The organism is Methylomonas sp. LL1, from assembly GCF_015711015.1.
Lineage (GTDB): Bacteria > Pseudomonadota > Gammaproteobacteria > Methylococcales > Methylomonadaceae > Methylomonas.
Window position 1 is genome coordinate 1,543,676 of record NZ_CP064653.1, and the last position, 24,066, is coordinate 1,567,741.

General features: G+C 52.8%; 23 protein-coding genes. 4 read left to right on the top strand and 19 right to left on the bottom strand.

Annotation, left to right across the window (positions count from 1 at the left end):
- The first annotated feature begins 8 nt into the window (after positions 1 to 8).
- The 3 genes from IVG45_RS07440 to IVG45_RS07450 are packed head-to-tail and all read left to right on the top strand — an operon-like array spanning position 9 to position 3,961.
- A complete protein-coding gene (locus IVG45_RS07440) occupies positions 9 to 845 on the top strand; it encodes a CheR family methyltransferase (protein ID WP_196437217.1) in 837 nt (278 codons plus the stop codon).
- Positions 846 to 1,478 (top strand): chemotaxis protein CheB, encoded by a 633-nt coding sequence (locus IVG45_RS07445; RefSeq protein WP_196437218.1) that lies wholly within the window; start codon positions 846 to 848, stop codon positions 1,476 to 1,478. It begins immediately after the preceding gene.
- Positions 1,475 to 3,961 carry a two-component system response regulator gene (locus IVG45_RS07450; RefSeq protein WP_196437219.1) on the top strand — a complete coding sequence of 829 codons (2,487 nt, stop codon included), beginning with the start codon at positions 1,475 to 1,477 and terminating at the stop codon, positions 3,959 to 3,961. The genes IVG45_RS07445 and IVG45_RS07450 overlap by 4 nt, the downstream gene beginning before the upstream one ends.
- 60 nt (positions 3,962 to 4,021) lie before the next feature.
- Here IVG45_RS07450 and IVG45_RS07455 read toward each other — a convergent pair whose 3' ends face one another.
- From IVG45_RS07455 to IVG45_RS07540, 19 genes are all read right to left on the bottom strand, one after another.
- Positions 4,022 to 4,324 (bottom strand): hypothetical protein, encoded by a 303-nt coding sequence (locus IVG45_RS07455; RefSeq protein WP_196437220.1) that lies wholly within the window; start codon positions 4,322 to 4,324, stop codon positions 4,022 to 4,024.
- 221 nt (positions 4,325 to 4,545) lie between these two features.
- On the bottom strand, positions 4,546 to 4,977 hold the full coding sequence (locus tag IVG45_RS07460; RefSeq protein ID WP_196437221.1) for a SoxR reducing system RseC family protein: 432 nt from the start codon (positions 4,975 to 4,977) through the stop codon (positions 4,546 to 4,548).
- On the bottom strand, positions 4,974 to 5,375 hold the full coding sequence (locus IVG45_RS07465; protein ID WP_196437222.1) for a Rieske (2Fe-2S) protein: 402 nt from the start codon (positions 5,373 to 5,375) through the stop codon (positions 4,974 to 4,976). Before IVG45_RS07465 ends, IVG45_RS07460 begins: the two co-directional genes overlap by 4 nt.
- Before the next feature lie 14 nt (positions 5,376 to 5,389).
- Positions 5,390 to 5,920 carry a flavodoxin gene (locus tag IVG45_RS07470; RefSeq protein WP_196437223.1) on the bottom strand — a complete coding sequence of 177 codons (531 nt, stop codon included), beginning with the start codon at positions 5,918 to 5,920 and terminating at the stop codon, positions 5,390 to 5,392.
- 23 nt (positions 5,921 to 5,943) lie between these two features.
- Positions 5,944 to 6,561, bottom strand: coding sequence for a Grx4 family monothiol glutaredoxin (gene grxD / locus IVG45_RS07475; RefSeq protein WP_196437224.1), 618 nt, complete (start codon positions 6,559 to 6,561; stop codon positions 5,944 to 5,946).
- A 204-nt stretch (positions 6,562 to 6,765) separates the two neighbouring features.
- A complete protein-coding gene (gene clpX, locus IVG45_RS07480) occupies positions 6,766 to 8,052 on the bottom strand; it encodes an ATP-dependent Clp protease ATP-binding subunit ClpX (RefSeq protein WP_330165394.1) in 1,287 nt (428 codons plus the stop codon).
- 50 nt (positions 8,053 to 8,102) lie between these two features.
- Positions 8,103 to 8,960, bottom strand: coding sequence for a nitrogen fixation protein NifM (gene nifM, locus IVG45_RS07485; protein ID WP_196437226.1), 858 nt, complete (start codon positions 8,958 to 8,960; stop codon positions 8,103 to 8,105).
- Positions 8,960 to 9,436, bottom strand: coding sequence for a nitrogen fixation protein NifZ (locus IVG45_RS07490; protein WP_196437227.1), 477 nt, complete (start codon positions 9,434 to 9,436; stop codon positions 8,960 to 8,962). Before IVG45_RS07490 ends, nifM begins: the two co-directional genes overlap by 1 nt.
- Positions 9,433 to 9,747, bottom strand: coding sequence for a nitrogenase-stabilizing/protective protein NifW (gene nifW, locus IVG45_RS07495; protein ID WP_196437228.1), 315 nt, complete (start codon positions 9,745 to 9,747; stop codon positions 9,433 to 9,435). The genes IVG45_RS07490 and nifW overlap by 4 nt, the downstream gene beginning before the upstream one ends.
- 4 nt (positions 9,748 to 9,751) lie before the next feature.
- Complete coding sequence (locus IVG45_RS22830; protein ID WP_269059627.1) at positions 9,752 to 9,874, bottom strand: hypothetical protein; 123 nt, start codon at positions 9,872 to 9,874, stop codon at positions 9,752 to 9,754.
- Positions 9,875 to 10,125: 251 nt separating this feature from the next.
- Positions 10,126 to 10,653, bottom strand: a complete 528-nt coding sequence (locus IVG45_RS07500) for a hypothetical protein (protein ID WP_196437229.1) — start codon at positions 10,651 to 10,653, stop codon at positions 10,126 to 10,128.
- Positions 10,653 to 11,432, bottom strand: a complete 780-nt coding sequence (gene cysE / locus IVG45_RS07505; RefSeq protein ID WP_196437230.1) for a serine O-acetyltransferase — start codon at positions 11,430 to 11,432, stop codon at positions 10,653 to 10,655. Before cysE ends, IVG45_RS07500 begins: the two co-directional genes overlap by 1 nt.
- Entirely contained in the window at positions 11,429 to 11,566 is a 138-nt protein-coding gene (locus IVG45_RS07510) for a hypothetical protein (RefSeq protein WP_196438127.1), read from the bottom strand. Before IVG45_RS07510 ends, cysE begins: the two co-directional genes overlap by 4 nt.
- A 69-nt stretch (positions 11,567 to 11,635) precedes the next feature.
- Positions 11,636 to 12,760: a homocitrate synthase gene (gene nifV / locus IVG45_RS07515; RefSeq protein ID WP_196437231.1), complete on the bottom strand. Its 1,125-nt coding sequence runs from the start codon at positions 12,758 to 12,760 to the stop codon at positions 11,636 to 11,638.
- A 353-nt stretch (positions 12,761 to 13,113) separates the two neighbouring features.
- A complete protein-coding gene (locus IVG45_RS07520) occupies positions 13,114 to 16,317 on the bottom strand; it encodes an autotransporter outer membrane beta-barrel domain-containing protein (RefSeq protein ID WP_196437232.1) in 3,204 nt (1,067 codons plus the stop codon).
- Positions 16,318 to 17,025: 708 nt separating this feature from the next.
- Complete coding sequence (locus IVG45_RS07525; protein ID WP_196437233.1) at positions 17,026 to 19,257, bottom strand: ATP-binding protein; 2,232 nt, start codon at positions 19,255 to 19,257, stop codon at positions 17,026 to 17,028.
- Between the two features lie 48 nt (positions 19,258 to 19,305).
- The gene (locus tag IVG45_RS07530) at positions 19,306 to 20,316 is read right to left on the bottom strand and encodes an ABC transporter substrate-binding protein (RefSeq protein WP_196437234.1); all 1,011 of its coding nucleotides are present in this window, start codon (positions 20,314 to 20,316) and stop codon (positions 19,306 to 19,308) included.
- A 203-nt stretch (positions 20,317 to 20,519) separates the two neighbouring features.
- Positions 20,520 to 21,104: an alpha-ketoglutarate-dependent dioxygenase AlkB family protein gene (locus tag IVG45_RS07535; protein WP_196437235.1), complete on the bottom strand. Its 585-nt coding sequence runs from the start codon at positions 21,102 to 21,104 to the stop codon at positions 20,520 to 20,522.
- An 11-nt stretch (positions 21,105 to 21,115) separates the two neighbouring features.
- Positions 21,116 to 22,750, bottom strand: a complete 1,635-nt coding sequence (locus IVG45_RS07540) for a putative transporter (RefSeq protein WP_230874795.1) — start codon at positions 22,748 to 22,750, stop codon at positions 21,116 to 21,118.
- A 162-nt stretch (positions 22,751 to 22,912) separates the two neighbouring features.
- On the opposite strand from IVG45_RS07540, the gene IVG45_RS07545 reads away from it, so the two are divergent.
- Positions 22,913 to 23,476: a c-type cytochrome gene (locus IVG45_RS07545; protein ID WP_196437237.1), complete on the top strand. Its 564-nt coding sequence runs from the start codon at positions 22,913 to 22,915 to the stop codon at positions 23,474 to 23,476.
- Positions 23,477 to 24,066: the final 590 nt, after the last annotated feature.

Genomic DNA, 24,066 nt, shown 5'->3' on the forward strand with positions numbered 1-24,066 from the left:
CCAAAACCATGATGGATCACGCCAAAATTCAGGAGATCGAAATCAGTCTGTTTCTGCAGGCGCTGTTTTTACGCCACGGTTACGACTTTCGTGATTACGCCAAGGCTTCCTTGAAACGGCGGGTGCTGAATATAGCCTCCGCCGCCAAGGTCGATAGCGTTGCCGAATTGATACCGCGTCTGCTGCACGACAGGGATTACCTGGCCGAGGTACTGGCCGAACTATCGGTGCCGGTCACCGAGATGTTCCGCGACCCGACCGTGTTCAAGGCCCTGCGCCACACCGTGCTGCCCAGGCTTGCCACCTACCCGCGCTTCAATATTTGGCAAGCCGGTTGCGCCACCGGCGAGGAAGTTTATTCGCTGGCGATTATGCTGGAGGAAGAAGGCTTGCTGGATCGGGCGCAAATTTATGCCACCGATATTAACGACAATGCCTTGCAAAGCGCCGAGGACGGTATCTTCCCGCTACGCTGTCTGGAAGAGTACCAGCGCAACTACCAGGCCGCCGGCGGCAAGGCCAAATTTTCGGATTATTACCTGGCCAATGCCGGCTTTTTTCGAATTCACGAACGCTTTCGGAAAAAGATCGTGTTTGCCCACCATAACCTGGTGTCCGACGGCGTGTTCTGCGAAGTGCAATTGATTTTATGCCGCAACGTGCTGATCTATTTCAACAATGATCTACAACGGCACGTATTGAAGCTGTTTCACGATAGCCTGGTACGGGGCGGCTTTTTGTGTTTGGGCACCCGCGAAAGCCTGCGCGCGGTGGAAGCCGAAAAGCTGTTCATTCCGGTCAATCGCGACATGATGATTTTTCACAAGAATGGCGAGGCACCGTAAATGCCGTCGCCCGCCGCTTCCCATCACTCATCCGTCAATCGCCAGGCCGGCCAGCCACGTTTCCAGGCGGCGGTCATCGGCTGTTCGGCCGGAGGGCTAGAGGCCTTGAAAATAGTGCTTGGCGCATTGCCGCCCAATCTCGATATCGCCGTGATCGTCGTCGCTCATACCGCGCATGATGGCGACCATTTGTTACCCTCCCTGCTCGGCAATATCTGCAAACTGCCGGTCAGCGAAGCGCGGGAGCGGGATCCGGTAGAGCCAGGACGGATTTATGTGGCACCGCCCAACTACCACCTACTGATCGAACCTAACCGGGGTTTTGCCTTGTCGGTGGATGAACGTGTTTGCTTCGTCAGACCCTCCATCGACGTGTTGTTTTGCTCCGCCGCCGACGCCTACCGCGAGCAGTTGATCGGCCTGATTCTGACCGGCGCCAACCAAGACGGCGCCCTGGGACTGAAAGCCGTCAAGGACGCGGGCGGCTACACACTGGCCCAAGATCCAAGCACGGCTTATGCCGACACCATGCCCAAGGCGGCGATTGAGACCGGAGCCGTCGACCGGGTCTTGCCGCTGGATGCGCTGGCGGCCGACATACTGCGCGCCTGCACCCTATCGGTTGAATCATGATGATTGAAAAACCCAAAATCCTGGTGGTGGACGATATTCCAGCCAATCTGGTCGCAATGCGAAGCCTGCTCAAACGCCTGCCTTGCGACTTAGTGGAAGCCAGCTCGGGCAACCAAGCGCTGGGATTTAGCATAGAACACGATTTCGCCTTGATCCTGCTGGATGTCGACATGCCGGGCATGGATGGCTACGAGGTGGCGCGCTGGTTGAAGGAAGAACCCTCTACCCAGCACATCCCAATTATTTTCGTCACTGCCAGCTATGAAGACCAGCAACACCGATTGCGCGGCTACCAGGCCGGCGCGGTGGACTACATTCAAAAGCCGGTCGACGACGTGATTTTGCTATCCAAGGCCGGCATCTTTCTGGATCTTTACAATAATCGCCAACTCGCCAAGCGCGAATTGGCGCGCAGTGAAGCGATGCGCATCGCCTCGACCGAAAACGAGGCCCGCTTTCGCCAAGCCCTGATCGATGCGCCTATCCCCATCATGCTGCATGCCGAGGATGGCGAGGTTATTCTACTGAGCCGGGTCTGGACCGAACTGACCGGTTACCGGCAAAGCGACATACCGCGTGTCCAGGACTGGTTGCGGAAGGGTTATTGCGAGAGTAATGCCGATAACATTCCATGCGGAATCGATCGGCGGTTCGCCAAGGACGCTTGGGCCGCTTTCGGCGAATATAAGGTGCGCGCCGCCGACGGCAATTGCCTGACCTGGATATTCAGAAGCGGCACATTGGCACCGCTGCCGGATGGCCGCAGTTTGGTGGTTACCATGGCCGCCGACCTAACCGAACGCAAGCGCGCGGAGGACCAATTACGCCTAGCGTCGCTGGTCTTTCAGAACAGCAGCGAAGGCATGACTGTCACCGATGCCGACGGCACTATCGTCAGCGTCAACCCCGCCTTTACCGAATTGACCGGCTATACGGCGGCGGAAGTGATGGGCAAGAATCCGAGGATACTCAAATCCGGCCGCCACGATGCCGATTTTTACCGAGCAATGTGGGATGACTTGAACCATAAAGGCAGCTGGCAAGGCGAAATCTGGAACCGGCGCAAGGACGGCACGATTTATGCTGAATGGCTCAGTATCAACAGCATTTTTAACGACGACGGTTCCGTACAACGGCGAGTGGCGTTGTTTTCCGACATTACCAAACGCAAACTGGACGAAGAACTGATCTGGCAACAAGCCAATTTCGATCCGCTGACCGGCTTATCCAATCGGCGCATGTTTCATGACCGCCTGGCCCAGCAAATCAAGGAAAGCCACCGTAACGACTCCTGCATGGCCTTGATCTACCTCGATCTGGACGAATTCAAGAATGTTAACGACTCGCTGGGCCATGATATGGGTGACATCCTACTCAAGGAAGCGGCCCAGCGTTTATTGCATTGCGTGCGCGAAACCGACACGGTTTCACGGTTGGGTGGCGACGAATTTACCATTATCGTCGGCGACCTGGAAGACTACAGCAAGGTCGAGCGAATTGCGCAGGAAATCATCGAAAAACTCAGCGAGCCCTACGTGTTGGCGGATGAAGTCGCCCATGTTTCGGCTAGCGTCGGCATCACCTTGTATCCCGACGATGCACTGGACTTCGACACTCTGTTGAAGAATGCCGACCAGGCCATGTACGCGGCCAAAAACCAAGGACGAAGACGCTATTGTTATTTCACGCCGGCCATGCAGGAAGCCACTCTGCAGCGGATGCGGATAGTCAACGATTTACGCGAAGCGCTAGCCAACCGGCAATTTTATTTGCATTACCAGCCCATCGTTGAGCTGGCCAGCGGCAAGACCTACAAGGCGGAGGCCTTGGTGCGCTGGCAACACCCGGTTCGCGGCGCCATTGGCCCCGACGAATTTATCCCGATTGCGGAGGAAACCGGCACCATTGTCGAAATCGGCGACTGGGTATTTCGCGAAGCCGCCAGTCAGGTGGTGCGCTGGCGGGCAATGTTCGATCCGGCCTTTCAGGTCAGCGTCAACAAATCTCCGGTTCAATTCCGCAGCAACTCGGCCAATCATATCGCCTGGCTGGAATTACTCCGAAATCTGGGTTTACCCGGCGACAGCATCGCGGTGGAAATTACCGAGGGTTTATTGCTGGATGTGAATATCAAAATCAACAACAAGCTGCTGGCGTTCCGCAATGCCAACATTCAGATGTCGATCGACGATTTCGGTACCGGCTACTCGGCGCTGTCCTATTTGCAAAAGTTTGACATCGACTTCCTGAAAATCGACCGGGCCTTTGTCTGTAATCTGGAGTCCGATCCGAAAAACAAATCGCTCTGCACCGCGATTATCGTGATGGCTCATGAGTTAGGCCTGAAAGTAGTCGCGGAAGGGGTGGAAACGGAAGCGCAGCGCGAATTTCTGCTGGCGGCAAAATGCGATTTTGGACAGGGCTATTTATTTTCCCGACCGCTAGCGGCCGATGAATTTGAAAACTGGATCAACAGTCAATAATCCTGATGGCCAGAAAAGATTCGGTTTGCGGCCAATACACCGCAAACCGTTGATTTAGACTTACTCGGCCATCAATGCCAGGCGATTTTCCAGTTCCACGGCGACCAAGGCATCATAATGCCGACGCAATACCGAGTCGGTTGGGCGTGGGAATAAATCGGCTTCGATCTCGCTTTTTAGATGGGTCAGAAAATTAAAGGCTTCCGATGAGGATTGCTGCTTAGCCTTGACTGGCGCCGCTGGCTGGCCTCCTCCCGCCGGTTGCTGTAATTTGGAGAAAAACAGCATGCTACCGCCCACTGGGAAAAAAGCACATGCCGCAACTAAAAACATGATCACAAATAGTATGATGACTTCAAACATAACAACACCTCTCGACGATTAAAAAAGCCGGTTTGCAATAAGCAATTGACTAGATAAGCCGCAGCCCGGCGCCTCATTACTTGCAAATAGGATGCCACGCCACTTAATGCCATAAGACATTATTTTTTAAGAGGTTTTTACAGGGTGTTTAAATTAGGAATGGCGGTTTTTGTACAATTTGTAAACAATGTAGCAAAAATGCTACACAACCGGCCTTGCCGCTACAATTTGCCGATTATCTGGGGCCTAAAGCAAAAGACCAGCAACAGTAGGTTTTGAAATCGATGTATTAGCCAAAAAGTCAGCAACAGAACCGACAAGGCGATTTCAGGCAGCCAGTTGTCGCTGACCGCCGCCGATAGCATCGTGTTGGCGACACCGACGCCGATCAACATCGTCAATAGCGGCAGCAGATACAACACTAACGAACTCAGCAACACATGCGAATCGTCTATCGCAACCCGCACCTGATCACCGACCCGCAGTTCCAGGTCGCAATCGATGGCAAACTCGCGCTTGGGCAGCCATTTGGCCAATGTCGCCGTAGCGCAACTGGCTTGCTGCATGCAACCGCCGCAGGCACCGCTTTGCAGACTCTTGATCCAGACTTGGCCGTCCGCTATCCGAGTAACGACGGCGGGTTCTTCGATCATGCCCCCTCCTCGCCGGCTAGCGGAAGGTGGCGATGAACCGCCAATACTTGTAGGTGTTTTTCGGTAAACACGACCAGTCCGTCCCGTTCCACGACTTTAATCGCTTTCAAGCTTCGCCCTTGGCAAACCGGGCTAAGGCAGACACCGGTTTCCGGATCGAAAATAAAGCCGTGCATCGAGCAGCGCAACCAACGGCGCTCGGCATCGAAAATGGCATCTTGTTGGCAATTCAAGGCTTTGTGCATATGCATGCAATGGTTGACATAGGCATGCACCTGGCCTCGATAACGAAATAGCAGCAGATTGGCGGAAGTCGCCCTGACCGACGTGCTGTTTAACAACACGTCGACGCTCAGATAATTCTGTTCGGTTAGCGCATGGCCATCAATACGGGGCATGAGGCTCCATTCAATCAGGCCCAGCTGGATTCGATTTGTTTGAGCCAGTCTTGCAAGCGTTGGTCGGACAGCTCTTTCTGGTTATCTTCGTCCAACACCAAGCCGACGAACTGGTCGTCCATCACCGCTTTGGAACTGGTAAAGTCATAGCCCTCGGTGCTGGTAAAACCGACGAATGAGGCTCCGCAATCGGCAAAGGCGTCGTACAGCATGCCTAAGGCATCGACGAAATTACCGGGATAACCGGCCTGATCGCCCAAGCCGTACAAGGCGACGGTTTTACCGGATAAATCGGCGCCGGTCAGGTTGGGCAGAAACTCTTCCCAGCTTTCGGTGGAAGTACCGGCCGTCAGACCGGGCAATTCGCCTTCGCCATAGGTCGGCGTACCGATGATCAACACATCGTAGGCCAACAAATCATCGATGCTGGCTTTGTTGACGTTGAACGGTTTATCCGCCAGGTCGCCCAGTTGTTTATGTATGGTTTTGGCGACTTTGCGCGAGTTGCCGGTATCGGTTCCAAAAAAAATGCCTACTTTAGCCATGGTGGTTACTCCTGATTAGAAAATTAGAGCTGAATCTGCAGCAAGCCGGGCTTTGCCTCGGTCTGCTGTGCTTGCCATTGATCGGGGGTGAAGGTTTTTAAAGTCACCGCATGCAAACGCCCGGTCGCCAGCGGATCGGTCAAGGTTGCCATCACGCCCTGGTGTTGCTTGACCATGGCCAAGCCGGCAAATTGTTCGCTGATCACCCGAATGGTCAGATCGCAGCCCTGCCCTTCGATGGCGATTTCAGCATCAGGGTAGGCGCTGATAATCAATGCCTCGACCTCTGAGTGGGTAATCGTGTTGTTTTCGGCCGCGCCATCGGCCGGTTTAACCGCAGCCTGTAATAGAGGCAGCAGGCTGCCGTCGTTATACATGGATTCGACGATGTCGGCGCCGCCGACCAATTCGCCCTTGACGAACAATTGCGGGAACGTCGGCCATTTCGATACCGACGGTAATCTATCGCGGATAAACGGCGCTTTCAACACATCGACGTAAGCGTACGGTATTTTGGTGGTATTGAGGATTTCGACGGTCTTGCCGGAGAAACCGCATTCGGGCGCGGTCGGAACCCCTTTCATATAGAGGATGACCGGGTTATCGGCGATTTGTTTCAGAATGATGTCTTTCGTGCTCATTTAATTATCCAATTGAAAGTGGCTATTGATTGATCTGGCATGACAAATTATGCTTTCGCCGCCGGGCTTAAGGAATCAGACTCTCGGCCCGCGGCACCGGCCATGCCGATCATGGCCCAGAACCGATTCCTCAAGGCGCGGGCGTTACCCATTTTTAGAGAAATGTGGCATCGGCGCTATGGACGCGCCTTGCGCAACCTTGATTCATTCCCCGCCCGACAAGCGCTGTAAATCCTCGGATTGCCGTTCTATGACTTCAATTTCGGCTTCGCCCTTGATCACGTCGGCGGTGACGATACAGCGTTCGACATTGCCCCTGGACGGCACATCAAACATCGTGCGTCTCAGCACATGCTCCATGATACTGCGCAAGCCGCGGGCGCCGGTATCGCGCGCTATGGCTTTCTCGGCAATTTCCACCAGGGCTTCGCGGGTAAACTCCAATTCAACGTCGTCGTAGGCAAATAAATGCTGATACTGTTTGACCAGCGCATTCTTCGGCTCGGTCAACACTTGTATCAAGGCATCGACATCCAAGGGTTCCAGTGGCGCCAGCACCGGGAAGCGGCCGATGAACTCCGGGATCAAACCAAAACGCTTCAAATCGTCGGGTTGGGTGGCATTCAACAAAGCTTCCAGCGAAGGTTTCTGACTGGAATCCGTCATTTCGGCATGAAAACCTATCGCGGTCTTGGGCGGCTGCAGACGTTTCTCGACATGTTTTTCCAGTCCGGGAAACGCGCCGCCGGAGATGAACAGGATGTTGCTGGTATCGATCATCAACGTATCGCTATTGCTATCCTTGCGCCTGCCCTTGGCGCTGATCTTGACATGCGAGCCTTCCACCAAGCGCAATAAAGCCTGTTGCACCCCTTCGCCGGACACATCGCGGGTGCCGAAGGCTTGTTCCGGACTGCGGGCGATCTTGTCCACCTCGTCGATATAGACGATGCCCCATTCGGCCTTGCTGATATTGCCGTCGGCCACATCCAGCAAACGCACCAGTATGTTTTCCACGTCATCGCCAACATAGCCGGCTTGGGTCAATGTGGTGGCGTCGGCCACGGTAAAGGGCACACCGACGATTTTGGCCAAGGTGCTGGCCAACAGAGTCTTACCGGTACCCGAAGGGCCGATCAGTAAAATATTGGATTTGCCGATTTCCACGTTGGTATCGGCATCGCCCAAACCGCCGGTTTTGTTGCTGACATGCTTCAAGCGCTTGTAATGGTTGTAGATCGCTACCGACAGGATTTCCTTCGCTAAATCCTGGCCGATCACATATTGATCCAGCATGGTCTTGATTTCGGCCGGTTTGGGCAGAGAGCCCTGCATTTCATTCAGCTCTTTTTTCTTGCCCCAACTCGATACCACTTGGCTGGCCAGCATCACGCAAGCCTCGCAGATAAAACCTTCGGTGCCGGCGATCATGGGCACGGAAGCCGAGGCTTCAATACCGCAAAACGAACAGTGTTTGGATTCTTTGGCCATCATTTTCACCATGAGTTGGGATAGTTAGCACAAGGGTCGCAATGCGTACCCTAGGATTTGATTGCCGGCAAACTGGCCAGCCAAGTTCGCTGGCAATTTCGCCGATAGCGTTCCTGCATCAATTGCTTGATCTTCGGCGTGGCTTTTTTCAACGACAAGGTTTCGGCATGCATGATCTTGGTACATTGGATCAAGTGAAAGCCGATTTCGGTTTCCACCGCCGCGCTGATTTCATTTTCCTTCAGTTTGAACAGGGCTTCACTCAATTCGGGATAAAGTTTGCCTTCCACCACGGTGCCCAGCTCGCCGCCGTTGAAGGCGGTCGGACATTCCGAATGCTTCAAGGCCAAATTGGCGAATTTATGCGGCTTGCGCTTCAAGGTTTCGGCGATTTCATCGATACGCTGCTTGGCCATTTCCCGGGTATTCTCCGGATAATCCGGGTTGATACTGATCAGGATATGCCGAGCAACCCGTTGCTCGGGAACGCGGAACTTTTCCGGGTGCGAATGGTAGAAAATTCCTACTTCCACTTCATTGACCTTGGGCGCTCGCGACGCCACTTTTTCCAATACCGAGTTGACCTTGCATTGTCTGGATAGCGCGGATTTCAAACTTTCCTCGCTCAGCTGATTGGCGGCCAACGCCGCATCGAAGGCTTCATCGTCATCAAAGCGATCGCGAACCTCGGCAAATGCGCGCGCCAGTTCCTGATCGGACACCATGACACTGACTGCCTCGGCGGAATTAAGCACCCGTGTTTCGATTTCGTATTCGTTTCTGGCCTGTCTTTGTGCCTGCCGTAATTGCTGGTTTTCCAATTCGGTGGGGGCTTTCTTGAACAGGCTTAATGACGCGCGCAACAAGGTATAAGGCTCAATCACTGCTTCGGAAGTCTGACTCATCATTACTCCTCCGGTTCTCTAAAATTATCCGGGTCGGCCGGCTCCAGCACGCTTTCCGGTACTTGCATGGTCCTGCCGGAAAAGCGGACGTGATACAGCAAGGGCTGATTGTCTCTCAAAATTTTCAGGACTTCGCCCTCGGTGCCGGCGGGTATGGGGTTGTCCTTCAGCGGTAAATCGATAGTGCACACCACTTTATCGCGAAATTCAAACCGACTCGGGTTCCAGGGCGCATCGGCGGATATTAATTCCTCGGCCCGACAACCCACCATACGGCCCTGATCCAGGAAATGCACGGTGTAAATCACCTGGTCCTGCAGGAAAGTCCCCACTTCGATGACATTGCCGACACTACCCCGCCTAACCAGGAAATCTCCAATTTCCTTACCCGGATAGGTGCCGTCGTTGCGCACGTTGCGGGTGAGCCTTACCCGCTCACCAAATTCGAAACGTTCTTCGTCGTAGCGTTCTTCTATCATGTTTGAATATCGCTCAGTGAAACAAACACGGTTTGCGGTTCCGCCATCTTGAACACTTTGAATACTTTCTCGGTTTGGGCATCGGATTCGACGAAATCACCATAGGCGCGCGCCAACAGCTGTTTGTAAACTTGACGTTTACTATCTTCGTCTTCCGGCATCTGTTCAGCACCTTTATCCAGGTAATCGTGGAAGCGCTGCAAGATATGCAAGCGGTTGACGTGAACAATGGTTTGATCGTAGTCCAGCCCGAAATACTGTAAAAAGTCTTCGGCGGATTCCAGTTCTTCAATATCGTCTTCAAAACTCATAGAGTTACCTCGCGGCAATAAGATGATCCAGATTGCCGCTATCGCCGCCTAGAACATACATCACAAACAAAATCACCAGCATCACGGAGGCCTGGGCCAGGAACGGATCGGATTTATGCTTAATCATGGCAATCACCTTTATAAATGGAGGATGGGTTAATCCATCCGTGATGAAGGAACGGCGCGTTCAGCCGCCGCTCTAAAAAGGCCCAACAATGCTGGTATCGCTACTCAGCAAATAAATCACCAACAACGCAAATAGCAACACCGGTAACCACGTTGCATCGAGCTTTTCTTTCAACATTTCACTCACCTGTCTGATTGATAAAATTTATGACTCGAAACTCGATGGAAACCGCTTCGGCCGCGATAAAAAATTTACACCGCGGCTAAAACCGCTTCTCCAGTATTGGCTTCCTGCCGTTGAATCACCAGTTCCAGTAAGGCTTGCGCGCCTATCCGGTCCCTGTCATCCAACGCAACCACTTTCTCGAAAATACGGCGGCTTAACTCCAGGTTTTCCAGCCGCATATTCAAGAATCCAATCGACTTCAGGGTGAACAGATACAAGCGGATTCGAGTCATCCAATCCTTGGGTGCTTCACTGATATGCGTTATATCCAGCTGGCGCCAGTCATCCGGAAATTCTATGCCCCGGCGAATCAAGACCAAGGCCTTTTCCGCAATCATCAAGGCTTCCGTCAAGCGATGCTGGTAGTAATAAAACCGGTTTAGCGCCACCAGCACATTCAACGATTCCGGCGCCCGCAGGTAGGCTTGCAATAAGGGCAATTCCGCCTCGCCGCTACCGTATAAATCGGAGGCAACCTTGATTAACCGTTGAACCTCTGGACTGTCTTCCTGCTGGAAATACAAGTCCTTGGCATCGAATTCCAATAAATCCATCACTGTCCGCCCGCTGCTTGTTTCAAAATGATTTTGTCCTCGCCATGACAGACGCCTTCCGAATCGCAGTTTTCGCAATTATCGGTCTCCAACATGACGAACTTCTCCTGATTGGCTTCCAGTTTATCCAGCCGCTCCACTAGACAATTGATAGCCTTACCGACCGGATCCGGCACCAGATGATGGTCCAGATCGATACCGCGCGGATTTTGAATCTTTACCCCTTTTTGCTGGATGATGCGGCCGGGAATGCCGATCACCGTGCAGCATGGCGGCACGTCCTTCACCACCACCGAGTTAGCCCCTACCCGGACATTGTCGCCCAGCGTGATGGCACCCAAAATCTTGGCGCCCGCGCCTATCAGTACGTTGTTACCCAGCGTCGGATGGCGTTTTTCCTTATTCCAGGTGGTGCCGCCCAAGGTCACGCCGTGGTACATGGTCACATCGTTGCCGATTTCGGCGGTTTCGCCGATCACCACACCGGCGCCGTGATCGATAAAAAAGCGCCGGCCTATGGTGGCGCCCGGATGTATGTCGACATTGGTCATCCAGCGGGCGAAGGCCGCCAGCAAGCGGGCCGACAGTTTCCAGTCAGCATGCCACAAGCGGTGGCTTGCCCGATGCATCAATACCGCATGCACGCCCGGATAAGCCATCAATACTTCCAGCACACCGCGCGCGGCGGGGTCGCGGGCAAACACACAGCCGACGTCTTCTCTCCAGTCTTGCCAGAGACTCGACCCTGTAACCGATCTAGGCGGAGAGAAAAACATCATTTTGCTAAACTCCAGGTGGTTTTGCCGGGCATCGGCACACCGGGTATCCTGAAAAAAGAACCGGGATAACGGTCGTCTTCACTGACCGACGGCAGACTCGATGAGGCGGGGCGATAGCGCAAATTCGTTTCCATCCCCGCGTCCGCAAGCTCAAACGCTACTAGCTTTTGTCCAATACGATTTTGGTCCATGACACACCTCGCTTATAGGCTGTGAAGAAATTGATTCAAGTCAGCGGACTGCGGAGCCCGCTTGTTTACGCTGACAAACTGCCGGATTAACGGCAACAGACGCCCGGCCTGTAAACGGTTGATGCCTATGCCCAGTTGCCGGTAGGCATGCATGACACCCTGGCTACCGGAATGTTTACCCAGCACCAGTTGATGAAATCGTCCGACCAGGGCCGGATCGACACCTTGGTAATTGTTGGGATCTTTCAATAAACCATCGACGTGAATACCCGCTTCGTGGCTGAATACATCACGCCCGATCAGGCTTTTACGGCTGCCGATGGTGTCGCCGGAAGCGGTGGCTACTTGATTCGATAGTTCCGGGAAACTGCGCAAATCCACACCGGTTGCGATGCCGTACAACTGTTTCAAGCCCACCACCACCTCTTCCAGGGCGGCATTGCCGGCGCGTTCGCCTAGGCCGTTGACGGTGGTATTCAGATGCGTTGCCCCGGCCACCGCGGCGGCCAAGGTATTGGCCGTAGCCAAGCCCAGATCGTCGTGTGCGTGCATTTCAATATCCATGTCGGTGACGGAACGAAGTTTGCGTATCGCATCCAACACGCCGAACGGCTCCATGATGCCGACCGTATCGGCAAAACGCATCCGGCAAGCCCCGGCTTGTTGGGCCGCTTCCGCCATTTGCGCCAGGAAATCGCTATCGGCGCGGGACGCATCCTCGGCCCCGACGCAGACCCGCATACCGGCATCGACGGCTTTCTTTACACAACGTTCGATGGTGCTTAATACCCAAGCCCGGCTTTGTTTGAGTTTGTATTGAATATGTTGATCGGATGCGGAAATCGACAAATCCACCATGCCGACCCCCAACCCCAGACAATGTTGCAAATCGTCATCGCGCATCCTGGACCACACCAGCAAATTGCTGGGCAAATTCAAAGCGGCAATGGCCTTGATTTCTTCCCGCTCTTGTTCGCCCATCGCCGGAATACCGATCTCCAGCTCAGGCACGCCCAGCGCGGCAAGTTTGGTGGCAATGCCAAGCTTCTCCTCCAGCGAAAACACCACCCCGGCCGACTGTTCGCCGTCGCGGAGCGTGGTGTCGTCGATGATAATTGCGCGGGTGTTGGTTTTCATGCTTAAACCTTTATTCACAGGGTTGAGTTTCTGCAACCTGGGCATCAATGAAGCCCTTGCTTGTGATAATGCAAAAGGCTTGCCAACTGCTAAAGCATTGAAATTTGCGAGGTAGGGTTGAGGTTTGGTTGTTTTGCCGACAAAACAACAGGAAGTAGCGAAGATGGATTGTCGTAAAACCGACAATCATGGGAAGGTAATATCAGAATTTTATTCTTACCCTTCTGAAACGGCGTGTTACTGCAGTATCCAAACATTACAATAGGAAAGATCTCGTTACGAAATGCCACCTAAACACGAATCCGCAATGACTAACAAGACTCCACCATCGATTTGAGCCAAATGAACGAAGATCAGAACGACATCCTGACGCCAACTTCCAGGATATGATCGGATATGTTGGATTGCCCAAGCCGGGTTTCATAACGGATAAATCCTGCACCGCCACCCGGTAGGGTCGCACTGACTGAACCACCCAGGTTAATGTAATCACGATCCGGGTTACCGGTCTGAATGATGAAATTACCAAGCCCCTGCGCCGCTTGGGATAAACGCATATTAATTGAACGATTGTCGTTGAGGTATTGATGCTCCCATTCCACCCGCACTGCAGGCGTTATGACACCCCATGCAGTACTGAATGGGTAACTGATCTGTGTCCCCAAGTTACTGATAAATGAATGATTGGTTTGTGCCCCGGTAGTCATGTCGAATCCATTGCCGCCCTGTTCCTGATACTCTCCTATATGCATACCAAGATACTCCAAACGTAGGTAAGGACCGATCGTCCACCCCTGCCAGCTTAAATCCTTGCCACTGCTCAACACGAAGCTGTATTGATGACCCGTGGGATTTGCATTGGACTGGCCATTGAATCCGGAATAACCATATTGACGATTAAATGAATACTCATTGCTTCCATAATTAGCCATCCAGTCCACATAGAAATTCTCCGGCAAGAAATAGCTGCCATAAAATGCCCCCATATAAGTATCGCTATTCATATGGCCAGCAGATTCATCGTACTGCGCTGACGAGCTGGTGTAATTGAAAGCCAAGCCTGTCACCAATTGATCGTTGATACGATAATCTGCCCCGACTGTAGCTGTATAGGATTGGGAATTAAAACCCCGATCCCAACTGCTATTATGCAAGTCTCCAAAGTTAAATCGTGTCTGTATAAAAACACCTAAGGGACTATCCCTGAAAAGTTCATTGTCGTCGCCGGCTGCACCACCTGTGGTATTAATCCCCAATGCACGTGATAACTGGTCAGTGGACATATGAATTCCATTGAAGTTAATCGACAAGGGTACACTGCCGCCACCACTACGCAAACTGGCTAGTCTTGAAAAAGGCGCATCCATTCGGGTTGCACTGAATTTAATCGGACCAGCCATCTGTCCGGGTACTTGATCGGGTGTCAACGAAGCAACAGCAAGCCTTTGCTGAGATGGACTCAAACCCTGGAGTTGCAGGCAACGAGTAACCAAATTACCTGTTGGCGCTGTGCAGGCTTCAGCCAAAGCGGCGGCAAAGTTTTGTTGGTTAGTGGTTAAACCTGTATCGCCGGTAATATCGCTGCCAAAAGGCACAAGACTCCAAGGCAACAACTGACCACTGCCCGCACCAAAGCGTCTGATGCTGCCCAACAGATATTGGTTGTCTAGCAACGTCGGATCGAAATAAACGTCGTAATTGCTGTTAATGCTGTTAAGTTGACTAAGCCCATCCGGCAAAATGATCCGACCGGCATAAAGCGCGGCACCCGGCGTAGTGTTTCCATCGACCAACCTGAGGAAATTACCACTACTGAGCGTCATAGAACCCCAGGCGAAATTATCAAGTGGAATAGCGTTGGTAATGCCTAGATCGGCACTGGCTAACCCCATGGTATGCTGGGTTCCGGCCTGGCCACTGAAAATCAAGTCGGCATTGGCGGTATTCCATAATGTGTTCTGTGTGCTGGCGTTATTGAAATCACCGTTAACGATGAACTGGTCTCCCGTCCCGCCCACCAGATAGCCCGTGACACCTACACTCAGGTTGTTGAACTGATTAGTAGACGGATCACTGATATAAGCCCCATTGTTAGTGAAATCACCCGTGTATTGCACTGTGGTATCCGAAACCTTAACAGTACCTTCGTTTTTTACTGCACCTGCAATGACATGAATCCCTGTATTATTGATATTGAGATTACCTTGGTTTAGGATTGAATTTGCTTCCAGATATGCCGCAGAAAAATTTAACGTTCCGTTGTTATACACGTTCAATTGGTTGAGAACTGTCAAGTTGCCGGCGTTCAGATCGAGCGTTGCAGTTCCAGTTCCACCGCCTAATTCCAAGCTTTTAATAACTGTATCTGTGGCAGGGCCATCAACAACGATATTGTTTCCAGTCGGCTGAATGATTGCGGGAAGCAATGCGTTCGGAGTAAATCCAAGCCCAGAATCCCAGTTGGACGGATTGTCCCATGAGCCGTACAAGGACCCCCAGTTCAATGTACCAGTGGGAGTGGCTAGAAAACCGTGAATTTCGTCATTAACAGAAGCTTCACCGACAATTTGACCCAAACTATTGATTCCAAAAGCCTGGTTCAAATTAAACGGGGAGGATTGAAATATTGCATAATCGTTTAAATTCACAGCATCACCCCAACCACCGGCAGTGGTTCGATACCAGATGATTCCGATACTCCCTTCGCTCCCCTGCGTCCCCACCACCTGCCCCGCATTGTTTAAGGCATAAGCTTCCTGATTCTGTGCTACATTCAATCTTACGGAGCTACCATCTGCTAACAAGATGAAGGAATCGCCATCATTAATAAATGCAATTTCTCCCAGATCATTTAGTGCAGTAATCGATTTGCCAGATAATACAGGGATCGAATCAACATCAGGCAGCAAGTAAACTTTACCGTCTTGTTTCACTAATAACTGGCCAGCGTTGTTGATTGCTAAGCCGGTACTACCAAAGCCTAAGGGATTAGAAACCGTCCCGTCCTGTTGCATAATAAAAACTTCAGAGGTGGTTTGATTAGTACCGATCACTTGACCCGCGTTGTTAATCCCAACACCGGTGTTATTGACTGCACCGAGCCCATTCAGAGGCGTGCCTGTCGCGAGAGCATTTTCCCAAAGTATCGCCTGAACTTGATTTGGATTGTCAAGGCGATTACCCAGGATTTGCCCCCGATTATTAATAATGATGTGCGATGTAAAATTGTAGTAGTCCTCGCTTACATTAGCCGAGGCCAACGTGCCGAGGTTAACTGGAGATATTGTCGAGCTACCCTGTTGCCAATTCCAGATGACGGCATTGCGCACATTGGTAGATTGGTTTTGGTTTGCGGGATCAATTGAGTCAGAAAAACCGACTATTTGCCCCAGGTCGTTGATGGATTGGGCATGGGCGGATGGATTTTCGGACCATGGCAGAAGGTCTGTTACCTGATAAATCACTCCAGCGAATGATGGCAATGCCGTAATCGCCAACATAAAGCCAGTGACAACTTCCAACGGAGCGAGCCTGAGGAATAAATTTTTCACATTCATGACGAGATCCCTGGCTGAGGTAAATCAACAACGAATTACCCAAGTCACATGACTTGATGTCAACTAATTTAAATACTGAATTCAGAGGAACTCACAATCAACTAAGAGGAACTTGCAAAACTCGATAAACCGAACGTAATTAGTGGCAAGAATGGCCAAAAAAGAAAAAAATGCGCCGGACCAAAAGCGATAAAGTTGGCCTACTAAAACCCAAAAAATCATCAATAAATTAACAGGTTACACGAGACTTTATCACAAGCGTGGTTGAACATTCAAAGTTCATTATTTCCATGGCTAGCGGAAGAGTTAGGTCCACTGACGGCGAAGCAGCAGGAATTAGCCACGACACTGTAACGGGTGCGCATTGAAGTGTTCATTTATTCCTCGCGCGGTTTTCCAGGTCGCCCGGCGCAAGATCGTACCGCTATCGCGAGGGGTTCGTCGCGAAGATGATCTACAACCAACCGACGACGCGGGCTTTGCTGGATCGACTGTTAACGGATAGCACGTTACGGCGCATTTGTGACTGGGGGAGCAAAGGTGGTGTCCGTGGCCCATCCGCGGAGGTGTTTCATTTCAACTCAGATGGCAAGGTTACGAAAGCCTATGCCCATTACCTCTAACTTCATTGGCTTTATGCCTATTCCTAGTCGCGGCAGATGCGGCACATTCTCGCCATGCCACGTTAGCTTTCAAAATCACAACTATTCATGGCTGAATGCCATCGGTAATCTGTTCGGTTTGCCGCAACATCTGCTGGATACGATCGAAGCGAAAATCTTCCGCCAACTTGGCCATCAGTTCGGCTTCGGCCGGGTATTCGGGACGCAGACGATTGAGAATAAGCATTAAGTTATCCTTGTCCAAGGTCATGGCGGCCTGGCTTAAATCGCTTATTAACTCGGGCGGCAAATCGGCTAGATTGGTAATCGCCGGCACAATTTCCGATTGGGTTTCGGCGGACTCGAAACGCAGCCCTAGCGCCCGTCCGATGGCTTCGAACAAACGTTGGGCCTCGATGGGTTTGCTCAACATCTCATCGCAACCGGCCGCCAACACTTGTTCCTTATCTTCCTCGAAAGCCGAAGCGGTCAGAGCAAGAATCGGGAATTTGTCGCCCCCAAGTAGCGAACGTATCGCTCGGGTGGCCTGGTAGCCATCCATCACCGGCATGCGCATATCCATCAGAATCAGCTGAGGATGCCAGCTTTGGAACAATTCGACCGCTTCCTGGCCATTGGCGGCTATCGCTACCTCGCAGCCGATCTGTCTCAATAATTGCTCCACCACCTGCTGGTTATCGAGTTTATCTTCGGCCACCAGGATACGCGGCGCATGCTGGCCGGCCGCCAAGCCGACGATTCCAGCGGGGCTGGCGGTATTGGATACGGCTTCGGCAATTGGCAACGGAATCCCGAAAGCAAAAGTACTGCCCTTGCCCAGCTCACTGGTCACGGTCAACTCCCCTCCCATCAGGCGAACGAACTCCCGGCTGATAGCCAGCCCCAAACCCGTACCCTCGCCCTTGGCGATGCCGCCGGCGGTTTGGTAGAAGGCTTTGAAAATACGACCCTGATCATCCTCGGCGATGCCGGGGCCGGTGTCGCTGACCTCGAAGCGAATAGTTCGATCCGGCAGCAGGTTGACATTCAGGCAAATCCGGCCTCGATCGGTATATTTCACGGCATTGCCCAGCAAGTTGAGCAGCACCTGATGCAGATGGTGAACGTCCCCCTGGACATAGCACGGCAAGTCGGAAGCTCGTTCGACACTGAAAGCCAGTCCCTTGGTTTCCGCGCGGACACGTATCATCTCTTCTACCGCATTTAGGGCAAGAGGCAAATCGAAGGCCTCATTGGTGACCGTGGTTCGGCCGGCTTCGATGCGGGAGATTTCCAGTACGTCGTTGATCAGCGCCAGGAGATGATTGCCAGAACGATTAATGGTGGCAATGTTGCGGCGCTCATCTTCCGGAATGCGCTGATCGCGCGCCATGATCTGAGCAAAGCCGAGGATGGCGTTCAAAGGCGTCCGCAACTCATGCGACATATTGGCCAGGAAAATACTCTTGGCACGATTGGCCGCCTCGGCTGCGTCGCGGGCTTGCTCAAGCTCCCGCGTGCGCTCGGCCACGAGTTGTTCGAGGTGGCACCGATAGCTGTCCAATTCCGCCTCCGCTTTCTTGCGTTCGGCTATTTCCCGTTCCAGCGAGTCGCGAGAGGTAGTGATAAGCTGCAACTGCCGCGACATGCTGTCTATCGAGTTAGACAGGTCGCCCATCTCGTCATGGCTCATCAGGCCAACCCTATGTTCCAGATGGCCTTTGCCTATGATTCGGGCCCCCTGCCGCAGGCGGCTGATCGGCTCCAATACCCGGCGTCCCAGCAAATAGGTATTGATGCTAATAAAAACCAGCCAGTAGACCACGCTGGCGACGAACAGGCTTATCAATATCGCCTCATCCGCTTCACTACGGCGTCTGGCCTCGCTACGCGAGGTTTCAATGCTGGTGATCAGGCTGCGTACCCGTAACTCGAACTGGGCCGTCGTCACCTCTCGAGTCATGATCAGATCGTCGGTCGCATTGTTGCGTTCGTGATATTTGACCAGGTCTTCGAACACGCCGCGCAAAAATTCGCTGTCATGCCGGATTATAGGTAATAGGCGGTCTTTGTTGCCGGTCGCTATCGCATCCAGATGATTCATCGCTTCGGCGTGCAACGCGAACCATTGTTGTTTCGGGCGCTCCGAGCGTGTCAGCCGATATTCGTTGGCCAGATTATTGATTTGGGTAAAATCCGAGACCAGATGGTCTAGGGTTGCCACGGTCAGCCGGATTCGAGTGGTACGCTCTTGCATTTGCCAAATCAACAGGCTTAGCAAAGCCATGATGGCAAAGGCAGCAGTGAAACTCAGCGTGGCCCATTTCCGTATCCTCATGTTCCCGCTCCATTCAGGTCACATCGTCCGATGCCGTGAAATTTCATTTCAACGAACGATGGTGACCGCTTCGGGTTTGACCGCCTTCAGCGGTTCGGTTGCGAAGAAATCCAGATAATTCGGCATCGCTTGCCGCGGCACGATGCCACGTTGCATAACCCAGTGGGATAAGCTTTCCAGTATCACCAGCATGGCCTGATCGAGGCGCAGGGCGAAACGATAAACATTGGTATCGTAGAGTTCCGCGCTGATCTTGGCCCGCTCGGCCAGCACTCGGCGCATGTCTTCCGGTTGCTCTTGATGATGATGTTCCGCTTCCACTAGGGCATGAAAGAATTTCTGGAGAGTCTCGCCATGGCCGGCCACATAATCCGGGCTGGCGGTGATGTACCAGGTCAGGGTGTAATAGTGGGGGTTCGAATAGCTGTAGGCATGATCACCCAATTGTTTTTGCCAAGCCAACACATAGGGTTGCCAGCCGACACCGGCGTCAACCTCCCCCGAGGCCAAGGCCTCGCCGATCTTGTCGGTGGAAATCGAAACTATCCTGACCTGATCGCGAGTGATGTTATGGTTGGTCAGTGTGGCGTCAAGAAAATATTCGGAAGAGGTGCCAACCTCGACGGCAATCGCCTTGCCTCGCAGATCTTCCGGTTTTGCCATGCCATGGTCCATATTACCGACCAGCATGATGTCGCCAAAACTTTCACCCAGCGAGCCCAAGATAGCGAGCCGTTTGCCGGTCATGATGGTCTTGACGACCGGGGTCTCGGAGGCCAGGGCGATCTGGGCTTTTTGTTCCAGCATGGCGTCCAAACTTTGCTTGCCAGAGGGCTTTAGGTCGACAACGACGTCCAATCCCTGTTGCTCGAATAACCCTTGATCAATCGCCAGAAACACGAGGCCGGTCAGCGCATATGGGGAACTGGCGATCACGATTTTTTCCTTGACAGTCTGTCGTTCCGCCGCTTTATCGCAACCGGAAACACCCGCGCCGAACAGGATAACCAACACCAGCACGGTCATTGTCCTAATTCGCTTCAAGACGGCATGATTCATGGATTCTCCTATAGCGATCGGCGCTACGCTTATCCTGTCTCGCCGGCTCTTAGGCCGGCATCAGAGCATCAGGTAGGCCAACCGGCGCAACGATGTGCAATTCAAGGGCGTTAATGCGGGCGAATATCAAACCGCCGTATTTATATTCTGCCACATAATACGCCGGCTTATCCGGCATACTGGGGCTAGCCTTGCCTCAGCCATCAAACAATACGGCGAAAAGTCAGATTGATACGCGGTAGTTTAGTTTTGCGGGTTTTGGGCAACTCGTGGCGCCAATGATGTTGCAGTTCACCGGCCATTATCAGTAAGTCACCGTGGCCCAATTCAACATCCAGTTTGTATCCGGTTTTTGTGTGGCGAAAACGCAGCAGCCGGCTTTCGCCGAAACTCAACGAGGCGATCAGCGGATTGTTGCCCAGTTCTTTCTCATCGTCGGCATGGCAGCCCATGGAGTCCCGGCCATCGCGATACAGATTGGCCAACACGCTATTGAACGCTTGCCCGCAAACGGCCTCGACATCGGCCCTAAGATTCAGCAATTCCGCGGTCCAGGCTTGCGGGATATGATTAACACCGGAATAGCGGTAATGCGCGCCCGGATCGCCATACCAGGCCATCAATCGCGGCACTTTCAGCCAACGGCCATAGATGTGCAATTGCTCTTGGCGCCAATCCAGCCCTTGATAAAGCCGTTGAAAATAAAGGTCGGCCCGATCCCGCGGATAGAACTTCCGCAGCCAATATAATTGGCCGTCAAACGGGACATGATTCGCTTGCCCCGACATAAACCCGGCGGCTACCAATTGACCAGCACGATGATCAGTTGCGCGGCGATGATCCTGAGTATCATCACCAACGGATAGACGGTGGCATAGGCGATCGATACCGCCGCCGATGGGCTCAGGTTATTGGCGAAGGCCAGCGCCGGCGGATCGGTCATGCTGCCGGCCAACAATCCGCAGAGGGACAGATAATTGAGTTTATTGACCAAACGGGCAATCAGCGCCACGATCAGCAAGGGCAGCACGGTGATCAAGGAGGCGCAAGCCATCCAGTAAAAACCATCACCCTGCAACAGGGTTTTCATAAACTCGTCGCCCGAATGCAAGCCGACGCACGCCAAAAACAGCACGATGCCGATATCCTTCAGGATGATATTGGAGCTTTTCGGCAAATGCCAGGTCATGGTGCCCCAGTTGCTGACCCGGCTGAGCATGATCGCCACCAGCAACGGCCCGCCGGCCATGCCCAGATGCAAAGCGGACGGTAAACCCGGCAAATAAAACGGCCAACTGCCCAACAAAACCCCCAGGGTGATGCCGAGAAAAATCGGCATGATTTGCGGATGATCGAGTTCTTCCAGCGAGTTTCCCAAGGCTTTCTCGATATTGTCCAACGCCTCCTGACTGCCCACCACATGCAACTCGTCGCCAAAATGCACATGCATGGCATAGGTCGGGGTAAATTCGACATCCGGCCGATGAATGCGGGAAATGGTAACGCCATAGCGGACGCACAAATCGCCAATGGCCTGATTGATCGAAGACTTGTTGGTGACTACCAGACGCTTGGTACGCAAATTATTGGCGATTTCATGCAAATTGATCTTGGCATCCGGCCCGATCACGATTTTCAAACGTTGCAATTGCTCGCGCTTGCCGACCACACGAATCGTATCCCCAAGCAATAATCGGGTATCGTGACTAGCAATCACGACCTCGGATTCCCCCTTGTGCAAAATCCGAGTTATCACCACTCCCATGCCCTCGAAAAACGGCACTTGCTCGATGGTCAGCCCGTTCAGATTCGGGTTTTCAACCACTAGGTCTTCCCAAACCGGAATGTCCACCTGTTGCTGTTGATGATCGGCAAAATCCTCGGCTTCGGCGGCAATGTTGACGTTAAACAGCCGTTTAACCAGCAGCATGGACAAAATGATGCCGACGATGCCGAACGGATAAGCCACCGCATAGCCCAGACCCGGCATTTTCATGATTTCGCCATTGATGTCCGGCATACTGCTCAACACATGCTGGGCCGCGGCCAGGGACGGAGTGTTGGTGGTGGCGCCGGAGAACAAGCCCACGGCCACCGGCATCGGTATCTTGCCAATCTCACTGATTGCAACGGTAACCAACGCCCCCAACATGACGACCCCGGCCGCCATCCCATTCAGGCGCAGACCATATTTGAAAAACGAACTGACAAAGCTGGGGCCGACCTGCAGCCCGATCGCATAGACGAACAGAATCAAGCCGAATTCGCGTAAAAAATGCATCACTTCGGGGTGGATAGTCAGATTGAAGTGGCCGAATATCAACCCGGAAAACAACACGCCGGCAATCCCGAGTCTGATACCGGCAAACGCCAACCGCCCCAGCAGCAAGCCGGTCGAAATCACCAAGCTGATAATCAAAATGGCGTGAGGCACGGAATCCTGATTGAAAAGTTGCACAAGCCAGGGCATGAATGTCCTTAGATGAGAAGAAGATAGGCGCGAATTTGTATTGCTAATGACCAGCCCTCTGCATATGATAGCCGGCAGTGCATACGCGTCTTAACGATTGTACAACAAGCCAGCGAGGCCATCGATATGAACCACTCTTTCTATAAAATCGGTTTTAGCATTTTTACATCGTTATTGATGATGCCCGCGCAAGCGGCCGACATCAATGCCGGCAAGACTCAAGCCGGCGCTTGCATGGGTTGCCATGGTAGCGCCGGTGTCAGCAATAACCCGATGTGGCCGAGTCTGGCGGGGCAGACCAGCGCTTACATCGAAACTCAATTGAAAAACTTTAAGTCCGGCGCCCGCGCCAATCCAACCATGAAGGGCATTGCGGCCGGTTTGAAGGATGCCGACATCCAAAATCTGGCAGCCTACTATGCCAGCCTGCCCGGCAAATCCGCCGGCGGCGATGCCAAATCGGCTCAAATCGGCAAGGATAAGGCCGCCATGTGTATGGGTTGCCACGGCAACACGATGCAAGGCAACGGCCAATTCCCGAAACTGGCGGGCCAACATCCGCAATATCTGGTCAAACAGTTGAACGATTTCAAAAGCGGTGAGCGCAAATCCGGGCCGATGAATGGCATGGCAAAAAGCCTGTCCGATGACGACATCAAGGCATTGGCGGAATATCTAAGCTCGTTGTAAACCGGCGCTTGTTTTTGTCTAACCCACTGATTCCACGGCAAGCAGGAAAAATCAGTATTGCTAAGAGCCATCGACAACCTCGAGACCGCCAAGCCAAACTCGTCAATACGACTGTAAAAGCCAACCGCGTAACCCTGTTGCCAAGGATGGCAAAACTTAGGCGATTTATGGCAATAAATGTACCCAATCCAAGCAATTTGCCGTTGACTGAGCGGACTTGTGCTGAGCAAAGCCGAAGTAGTCGAAGTCAACCGTTCGCTTCGGCTCCGCTCAGCGAACGACACATATTTGAGGGTACAAACTTTCTCAAAAATCACCTTAACGCTAATTTGTAGTCCCCTCCCTAGCATTATGCCCGCGAGCTCGCCGCGTACTGCTCGCAAGCCCATGATTTCGGCCTAACCCCCATGGCACAGAACCCCCGAAAATGACCGTCGCGCCGACGGCATTCCGATGTATGCCACGGAAGGTATGCCATATCCAAGCCCCTCCGATCGCATTGATGGAAACCCCCGTGGATTTAGCTTAAGTCAAAGAAAGCCGGTGAGCCTTGTAATAAAATGGGTCAAATCCCGCAATCAACTTGGTAT

What these genes read in the sequence shown, in the direction of transcription:
- cysE (WP_196437230.1), bottom strand. Translation starts at nt 11,432, where the DNA reads ATGATGTTTTTCTCTCCGCCTAGATCGGTTACAGGGTCGAGTCTCTGG.
- IVG45_RS07440 (WP_196437217.1), top strand. Translation starts at nt 9, where the DNA reads ATGATGGATCACGCCAAAATTCAGGAGATCGAAATCAGTCTGTTTCTG.
- IVG45_RS22830 (WP_269059627.1), bottom strand. Translation starts at nt 9,874, where the DNA reads ATGATTAAGCATAAATCCGATCCGTTCCTGGCCCAGGCCTCCGTGATG.
- IVG45_RS07450 (WP_196437219.1), top strand. Translation starts at nt 1,475, where the DNA reads ATGATGATTGAAAAACCCAAAATCCTGGTGGTGGACGATATTCCAGCC.
- IVG45_RS07510 (WP_196438127.1), bottom strand. Translation starts at nt 11,566, where the DNA reads ATGGAAACGAATTTGCGCTATCGCCCCGCCTCATCGAGTCTGCCGTCG.
- nifM (WP_196437226.1), bottom strand. Translation starts at nt 8,960, where the DNA reads ATGATGAGTCAGACTTCCGAAGCAGTGATTGAGCCTTATACCTTGTTG.
- IVG45_RS07470 (WP_196437223.1), bottom strand. Translation starts at nt 5,920, where the DNA reads ATGGCTAAAGTAGGCATTTTTTTTGGAACCGATACCGGCAACTCGCGC.
- IVG45_RS07500 (WP_196437229.1), bottom strand. Translation starts at nt 10,653, where the DNA reads ATGGATTTATTGGAATTCGATGCCAAGGACTTGTATTTCCAGCAGGAA.
- IVG45_RS07535 (WP_196437235.1), bottom strand. Translation starts at nt 21,104, where the DNA reads ATGTCGGGGCAAGCGAATCATGTCCCGTTTGACGGCCAATTATATTGG.
- IVG45_RS07465 (WP_196437222.1), bottom strand. Translation starts at nt 5,375, where the DNA reads ATGCCCCGTATTGATGGCCATGCGCTAACCGAACAGAATTATCTGAGC.
- IVG45_RS07520 (WP_196437232.1), bottom strand. Translation starts at nt 16,317, where the DNA reads ATGAATGTGAAAAATTTATTCCTCAGGCTCGCTCCGTTGGAAGTTGTC.
- IVG45_RS07490 (WP_196437227.1), bottom strand. Translation starts at nt 9,436, where the DNA reads ATGATAGAAGAACGCTACGACGAAGAACGTTTCGAATTTGGTGAGCGG.
- clpX (WP_330165394.1), bottom strand. Translation starts at nt 8,052, where the DNA reads ATGGCCAAAGAATCCAAACACTGTTCGTTTTGCGGTATTGAAGCCTCG.
- IVG45_RS07545 (WP_196437237.1), top strand. Translation starts at nt 22,913, where the DNA reads ATGAACCACTCTTTCTATAAAATCGGTTTTAGCATTTTTACATCGTTA.
- IVG45_RS07460 (WP_196437221.1), bottom strand. Translation starts at nt 4,977, where the DNA reads ATGATCGAAGAACCCGCCGTCGTTACTCGGATAGCGGACGGCCAAGTC.
- nifW (WP_196437228.1), bottom strand. Translation starts at nt 9,747, where the DNA reads ATGAGTTTTGAAGACGATATTGAAGAACTGGAATCCGCCGAAGACTTT.
- grxD (WP_196437224.1), bottom strand. Translation starts at nt 6,561, where the DNA reads ATGAGCACGAAAGACATCATTCTGAAACAAATCGCCGATAACCCGGTC.
- IVG45_RS07530 (WP_196437234.1), bottom strand. Translation starts at nt 20,316, where the DNA reads ATGAATCATGCCGTCTTGAAGCGAATTAGGACAATGACCGTGCTGGTG.
- IVG45_RS07445 (WP_196437218.1), top strand. Translation starts at nt 846, where the DNA reads ATGCCGTCGCCCGCCGCTTCCCATCACTCATCCGTCAATCGCCAGGCC.
- IVG45_RS07455 (WP_196437220.1), bottom strand. Translation starts at nt 4,324, where the DNA reads ATGTTTGAAGTCATCATACTATTTGTGATCATGTTTTTAGTTGCGGCA.
- nifV (WP_196437231.1), bottom strand. Translation starts at nt 12,760, where the DNA reads ATGAAAACCAACACCCGCGCAATTATCATCGACGACACCACGCTCCGC.
- IVG45_RS07525 (WP_196437233.1), bottom strand. Translation starts at nt 19,257, where the DNA reads ATGAGGATACGGAAATGGGCCACGCTGAGTTTCACTGCTGCCTTTGCC.